We start from the raw sequence: 6,809 nt of genomic DNA, 5'->3' as shown, positions 1-6,809 counted from the left end.
TCCTTGGGGGATAAGCTCTCTGCCCAATAGGACTGTATTGCTCTTCCACACTGGATGTGTCGAGCATCTGAAAAATATCATCAAAAACAAAACATGGGTGATCCTTGGGCAGCAGGTCGAATATATAAGTCGGAAAAAGTTGCCGTTGCCGGAACTGAATCGGATCAGTCTTGAATGGAATCATAGTGCCGCTCCCCCAAATGAGTCTAACGCTCATGGGAACAACATATCAGCGTAGCACTATACTGTCAAGTACAAATAGCGTATGCATATGAGATTAACATCTCATGTGTATCAATTCTCGGACAAGCTCCTAGGAGCTTGTCCGAAAACGGCTGGTTTGCGCCCTTCAACGCCCATTCGTCATCCCCGCGAAGCTTGTCCCCGGCTTGAACGGGGAGCGGGGATCCAGAATTTCCAGTAAATTATGGACTCCCGCTTGCGCGGGAGTGACGGTTGGGAAAGTTCTCGGGCAGCCTCCTGAGGAAAGCCCTGGACCGGCGGCAACCGCAGACGGGTCCGCCTTGGCGGCCGCCTGTAGGGGCGAAAGATCTTTCGCCCCTGTCTCCCAGAGGTCTTTTACCGGGACGACACGATTTTTTCATCCGGTTTTTTTTAGGACCGCGCACCCAACGGGCGGGGATGAACCCCGCCCCTGCTCGGGATGTCCCTCGGGATCTGCAGAGGCGGGCTTTCCGCCCGCCCGTCCGAAAAGACCCATGGGAAAAACGTCCGACCTGATGTGAAAGAAAACCGCGAATGAACGCAAATAGACGCAAATGGAAAGAACGGGTCTGTGGGGGCGGCCCCGCCGGGCCGTCCCCGGAACCACCTTGGTCAGCCCTTGGCGTGGGCGGGCTTGGACGCCGGGGCATAGGCCTTGCCGCCCGCGGGACCCTTGGGCACCGCACCCGCCGGCATGCCGGCCACCAGGGCGAAATCGGGGTAGGCGCTTTCGCCGTGTTCTCCCAGATCCAGCCCGTCCATCTCCTCTTCGGGGCTCACCCGGAGGCCCACCGTGGCGTGGATGATGCGGAAGGTGAGGTAGGCCGTGGGGAAGGTCCACAGGAAGGCGGCCGCCGCTCCCAGGGCCTGCACGCCCAGCTGCCCGAGGGTGAAGCCTTCGATGTTGAAGATGGCGGCGGCCAGGGTGCCCCACACGCCGCACACGCCGTGGACCGAGATGGCGCCCACCGGGTCGTCCACCCGGATCCGATCGAAGAAGAGGACGGACAGCACCACCAGGACGCCCGCCACGAGGCCGATCATGACGGCGCTGGCGGGACTCACGTTGTTGCACGGGGCCGTGATCCCCACCAGGCCCGCCAGGGCCCCGTTCAGGGTCATGGTGAGATCGGGCTTCTTGGCGATGGACCAAATGGTGACGAGGGCGCCCACCACGCCGGCGGCGGCGGCCAGGTTAGTGTTGACGAAGATCCAGGCGATGTCCTTGATCCCCGCGGTGGTGGAGCCGGGGTTGAAGCCGAACCAGCCGATCCATAGGATGAAGACCCCCAGGGCGGCCAGGGGAAGGTTGTGGCCGGGGATGGCCCGGGGGCGTCCCTGGGCGTCGTACTTCCCGATGCGGGGTCCCAGGACCAGGGTGCCGGCCAGGGCCGCCCACCCGCCCACGGAATGGACCACGGTGGAGCCGGCAAAGTCGATGAACCCCAGCTTTTCCAGCCAGCCACTACCGTTGAAGAGGCTCCCCCACGCCCAGCTTCCGAAGATGGGGTAGATGAAGGCGCTGATGACGAAGGAATAGCAGAGATAGGCCACGAACTTGGTCCGTTCCGCCATGGCCCCGGAAACGATGGTGGCCGCCGTGGCGCAAAAGACCACCTGGAACATCCAGAAGGCCAGCACCCAGGGATCTCCGCCCGGCGAGTAGTCGGAAAGGAAGAAGCCGCTCGTGCCGATCCAGCCTCCCAGGCTCGCTCCGAACATGAGGCCGAAGCCGATGGCCCAGAAGCCCAGGGTGCCGATGGAAAAGTCCATGAGGTTCTTCATCATGATGTTCACGGCGTTCTTGGCCCGCGTAAAGCCCGCTTCCACCAGGGCGAAGCCCGCCTGCATGAAGAAGACCAGGGCCGCGGCGATGAGGGTCCACACGTAGTCCAGGTGGGTCTGGACGTCCGCGGCCGTGGGATCGTCGGCCACGGCCGGTCCGGCCGAAAAGAGGATCCCGATCCAGAGGGCGAGGAACAAGGCTTTGACAAACATGGCGTTCTCCTTCGATGACGATGGGAAAGGTTCAAAAATGTAAAAGGACGCTGGGGACCCGGGGGATCAAAGGGCCTGGATTCCGTTTTCCCCCGTGCGGATGCGGATGGCATCCTGGATGGTGCTGACGAAGATCTTGCCGTCTCCGATCTTTCCCGTGTAACCCGCTTCTCGGATGGCCTCCACCACGGACGGGGCCAGGTCGTCGGCGACCACCACGGTGAGGAGCAGCTTGGGGACGAAGTCCACGTGGTATTCGGCGCCCCGGTAGAGCTCCACGTGGCCCTTCTGGCGCCCGAATCCCTTGACTTCCACGAGGGTCATGCCCTGGACGCCCAGGCCCACCAGGGCCTCCTGCACGTCGCCCAGCTTGAACGGCTTGATGATGGCTTCGATCTTGATCATGGCGGCAACCTCCTTCGCATGGATGAATGTTGCCCACCGGAAGGGCAAAACCCTTGCCAGGATCGCCGCACCTGCCATAAGCTAGCGTCTTTACAGAACAAAAATTCCAGGAGTCCGATTTGGATCTCTATAGATCAACAAAATACGAAACAAAATTGTTCCTTTTTCCGGACCGGGGCACCTTTTTGTGCAGGTGCGCCGGCGAGGGATCTTCAGGGGTGTCAAGCAGGGGATCCTGGCGGCGAACGCGTCGTTGTGGCCTCCGCCCAGGGGAGAGCCTCGGGGCACCGGGGTCGCAGGGGGCATCCCCACGCCCGGCAAGTGACGTCAGCTCACTTGCAATGCAGCGTCCGATTTGTCATAAGTCAAGAAAAGCCGAAAGCATCCGGTCCATCGTGAAATGGATAGTACCCCATCGGCGGGGGTTCCTATGCTCTCTATACCTGCAAGCATGGACAGCCCGGCGGTACAGGTCCTTGTGGGTTCTTGTCGTACAAGGATGGCAGTCGAAGGGAGATTTTCCGGAATGGCGATCAGGCAACACTAATATTGGGGAGACAGTTATGAAATATCGAGTTATTATTGAACGAGATGAAGAGGGAATGTTTGTAGCAGAGGTTCCTGCCCTACCCGGCTGTATTTCTCAAGGTGAGACACGTGCGGAGGCTTTAAGAAATATTCAAGAAGCCATTGAAGTTTATATTGAAAACCTGAAGGCTCACAATGAACCGATTCCACCATCCATAGAAGAGGAAATTGTCGAGGTGGCAATGTGAGCGTCCTACCGCGGATATCAGGGCGCCAAGTACGACCTGCCTAAAAAATCGCTCCTCTTGACCGCTAATCCTCTGCGCTCCGCAGCAATCTTCCAACAACCCAAAAACTTCAGGTTGATGTCCATGCGTGGTAAATGGGTGTCGGTTATCAACGCCATCGCCGTTGTGTTCGCCGGGGACGCAGCGTGAAGGGGACCCCGCACCCGCGGACGGCCTCTGATGTGGGGAGATGACGGGATGGCGCCGGCGAGCCCCGTCGGCATCGCCGGTGGAAGAGAAAACCGGGAGGCATGGGGAGAAAGCGTTGGTGGAACAGGCGGGTTTTAGGAGCGCCTTCGGCCGGGATGGCGGGCGCCGCCTGGGCTTTTTGCACCAGGGGGCGCTGGGAGATTTCGTTCTTTTTTTGCCGGTTCTGGACGCCCTTTACCGGAGGGAGGGCGTGCCGGCCTTCCATCTTTGGACCCGGCCGATCTATGGGAGCCTTCTGGAGGAAAAGCCCTACGAGGTCCACGTTCATGCCCTGTCCGGTCCCTTTTGGGACGCCCTCTATCATGAGGAGGCCTGGAAGACGGTTCCGGTCCCGGAGGAACTGAAGGGCGTGGAGGCCTTCTTCTGGATGGGGCAGTCGGGGGCTCGCGACCTGGTGGCCCGACTGAGGGAACGGCTTTCCGTTCCCGTCCATTGGATCCGGTCTTTTCCCGCCGAAGACGACGGCGCCCTGCCTGTAGCGGCCTTCATCGCCAAACAACTTTCCGCCGCCCTGGGCCGGCCGGTGGATCCGGGCCTGCCTGAAGTGACGCCGTCCCGGGAGGCCCGGGAAGCCGTGCGCACATGGCTGGAGTTCCAGGGGCTGGAGCCGAAGGGATACGGCGTCGTTCACGTGGGAAGCGGGGGGCGGGCCAAGGTGTGGCCTTTTCCCCGCTGGGAGCGGCTGCTTTCCCGGCTGCACGAGGCGGCGGGAACGCCCCTGGTCTTCACCACCGGGCCTGCCGACGAGCCCTATGAACCCTTCGTGGATCGGATGGCCTCAAAGTTCAATGGCCGGCGCGTATCGGATTTCGATCTGGGAAGGCTCGCCGCCCTGCTGGCTTGGGCGCGCTTCTATGCGGGATGCGATTCCGGGGTGAGCCATCTGACCGCGGCCGTGGGAACGCCGTCCCTGGTCATCTTCGGCCCCACCGATCCCCGGGTGTGGGCCCCTCAAGGCCCGCACGTCCAGATCCTCCGGGACCATTGGGGTCCCGAAGACGTGATGGACCGGGATGCCCGGAGCGAGGCACCGCCCCCCGACGCCCTGCCCGAAGAGTGCCGTCGATTCTTCCGCAATATCGCCTCGGCCCCGCAGCAGCCCGGTGCGTCCTTACGTTGAATGGCATGTTGCAGGTTCCCGGGTTGTTCCTGGGGAAAATTTCAACACGCTTGCAATGCAGTGTGAAATTGGGCATAAATTGGCAAAAAGGAACGGCATCGTCTCCATTGGCTTTTGGAAGAAGGTGAGCTGGGACATCCTGGCTATTGAATTCGCTGATTATCTCCAATCTCCATAACAGGGAGAATAGGTAGCCAAGGGTAATTGGAAGATTCTGAGTTCTGATGTCCTGAGTACCCTTGGTTCCAATACCTGCAAGCGTGAACAGCCCGGCGGCGCTCGGTCTTGCTGGACTTCTGTTAGCAAGGATCGCGACCTAAGGGAGATTGTGTAGAATAAAGAGTTCGTGGGACGCTGCGCGTCCCACGAACGGGCGCCGCGGATTGGCATCCACGTGTTCGGGGACGCGCTATGCGCGCCCTCGAACACGCGGCTGCAGCGGACGGACGCTGCGGCGAAAAAACTCGCCTCCGCGTCCGCCGCTGATCCGCGGCGCCCGTTATGTGGTGATATTTATTCAATTGCTACCGTTCTTGCGAGGTCGTGATCTTGACTGTTGCAAAGATTACAACTCCAAACAATATTGAAATATGTTACGAGATCATTGGTGAGAAAAACGATTCATCCCCAATCGTGCTTATTTCTGGTGCTGGCCTTCAAATGCTGGCATGGCCGGACGGATTTTGTGAAATGCTTGTTAAACGTGGACATTGGATAATCCGTTTCGACAACCGTGACACGGGAGAGTCGACAAATCTAGAACATCTGCCATCACCTTCGCTCTTGCGATTTGCTTTGATGCACAAGCTTGGTCTCAGGATTAGACCACCTTATTTCCTTGAAGATATGGCAGAAGATCTTGTTCACTTGCTCGACAATCTATGTGTCCAAAAAGCGCATTTAGTTGGAATTTCTTTAGGCGGCATGATTGCACAAATCGCAGCTTTTTCCTACAGTAACCGAGTTGCAAGCCTTACATGTATTGCTGCACCTGCACGAAATAGTCGCCACACTATGCCGAAGATAAAGACCGTCCTTGAGATTATGAAAGCCCCAAGACCCGGACGACAAGGTTACATTGATTGGAACATCAATCTTGTCAGAGCCGTAGGCGGTTCAGCTGCCGAGGGACCAGACGAGTATCTCCGTGAGATAGCTGGCAGAATGTACGATCGAGGCATAAATAGCGATGGTATGCGGCGTCAAGTTTGCGCCGTTTATGCTGCTTCTGATCGGCGACCAGCACTTGCAAAGATCACGGCACCGACACTTGTAATTCATGGTGCAGATGACCCCTTAATTCACCCAGAAGCTAGTAAGGAAGTAGCTGAGACTGTTCCTGGTTCCAGATATTGCGTCATTGAAGGCATGGGGCATGGAATCTTAAAGCCTATATGGCCAAAACTCGTTGAGTTGATTGACGAACACGTAAAACAGTCATCATCTGTAAGTAAATGAAGAGACACTTCGGATTGGATATAGGTGATTATTATGCTTGAAAAGTTAGAGCCTATTCTGAGATGTCCTAACACACATAAAAAATTGACTTATAACAAAGAAAACAACTGTTATGATGTTGAAACGGATAATATCTCTTATCCTGTATCCATCGGGGTAATTGATTTCATTGGGGCTGACACGAATGTACCAGAATCTTACAAGATAACTAAAGCTTATAACGAAATATCAAATAAATGTGATTCGCTTATTACAAGCTCCTTAATCCGTGAGTATGTTTTTAACCAAACAAATATCAGATCTTATCTAGGATTTTGAATTTACACGTGTTTTGTGCTATAGGGTCTCCTGTCAACCTTTCACCTGGCAGGTGCTCGCATGAAGAAAATTGTGATCGAACAGTCTTCGAAAGCCTTCTACAGCAGCCACTCGGGTTTGGCTCTGGTAGGGAACCTGATCAACGGCTATACAAGCCTGTGCGAACGGTTGGAAAAGGAAGTTCCCGGGCAGCCGAGGGTTTCGCACGGGGATGTGGTGAAGACCTATCTCGGTCTCCTGTGCCTGGGCAAAAGTGATTT

At 57.2% G+C, this 6,809-nt stretch carries 5 protein-coding genes and 2 pseudogenes; 4 read left to right on the top strand and 3 right to left on the bottom strand.

What is annotated here, in order from left to right; genetic code table 11:
• The 3 genes and pseudogenes from BUB04_RS19695 to BUB04_RS18490 form a co-directional block, all read right to left on the bottom strand.
• Positions 1-184, bottom strand: a pseudogene (locus tag BUB04_RS19695) (IS1182 family transposase); the annotation flags it as partial.
• Between the two features lie 653 nt (positions 185-837).
• A complete protein-coding gene (locus BUB04_RS18495) occupies positions 838-2,223 on the bottom strand; it encodes an ammonium transporter (RefSeq protein WP_073042262.1) in 1,386 nt (461 codons plus the stop codon).
• A gap of 66 nt (positions 2,224-2,289) precedes the next feature.
• Positions 2,290-2,628: a P-II family nitrogen regulator gene (locus tag BUB04_RS18490; RefSeq protein ID WP_073042260.1), complete on the bottom strand. Its 339-nt coding sequence runs from the start codon at positions 2,626-2,628 to the stop codon at positions 2,290-2,292.
• A gap of 563 nt (positions 2,629-3,191) precedes the next feature.
• Here BUB04_RS18490 and BUB04_RS18485 point away from each other — a divergent pair.
• The 4 genes and pseudogenes from BUB04_RS18485 to BUB04_RS18470 form a co-directional block, all read left to right on the top strand.
• Positions 3,192-3,404 (top strand): type II toxin-antitoxin system HicB family antitoxin, encoded by a 213-nt coding sequence (locus BUB04_RS18485; protein ID WP_073042258.1) that lies wholly within the window; start codon positions 3,192-3,194, stop codon positions 3,402-3,404.
• A gap of 307 nt (positions 3,405-3,711) precedes the next feature.
• Positions 3,712-4,773 carry a glycosyltransferase family 9 protein gene (locus BUB04_RS18480; RefSeq protein ID WP_178372050.1) on the top strand — a complete coding sequence of 354 codons (1,062 nt, stop codon included), beginning with the start codon at positions 3,712-3,714 and terminating at the stop codon, positions 4,771-4,773.
• 549 nt (positions 4,774-5,322) lie between these two features.
• A complete protein-coding gene (locus BUB04_RS18475) occupies positions 5,323-6,231 on the top strand; it encodes an alpha/beta fold hydrolase (protein WP_073042265.1) in 909 nt (302 codons plus the stop codon).
• Between the two features lie 378 nt (positions 6,232-6,609).
• A pseudogene (locus BUB04_RS18470) lies at positions 6,610-6,809 on the top strand (IS1380 family transposase); the annotation flags it as partial.

The organism is Desulfacinum infernum DSM 9756 (assembly GCF_900129305.1).
Lineage (GTDB): Bacteria > Desulfobacterota > Syntrophobacteria > Syntrophobacterales > DSM-9756 > Desulfacinum > Desulfacinum infernum.
Note: the sequence above shows the minus strand (reverse complement) of the source record. Positions and strands in the feature narration are given on the sequence as shown.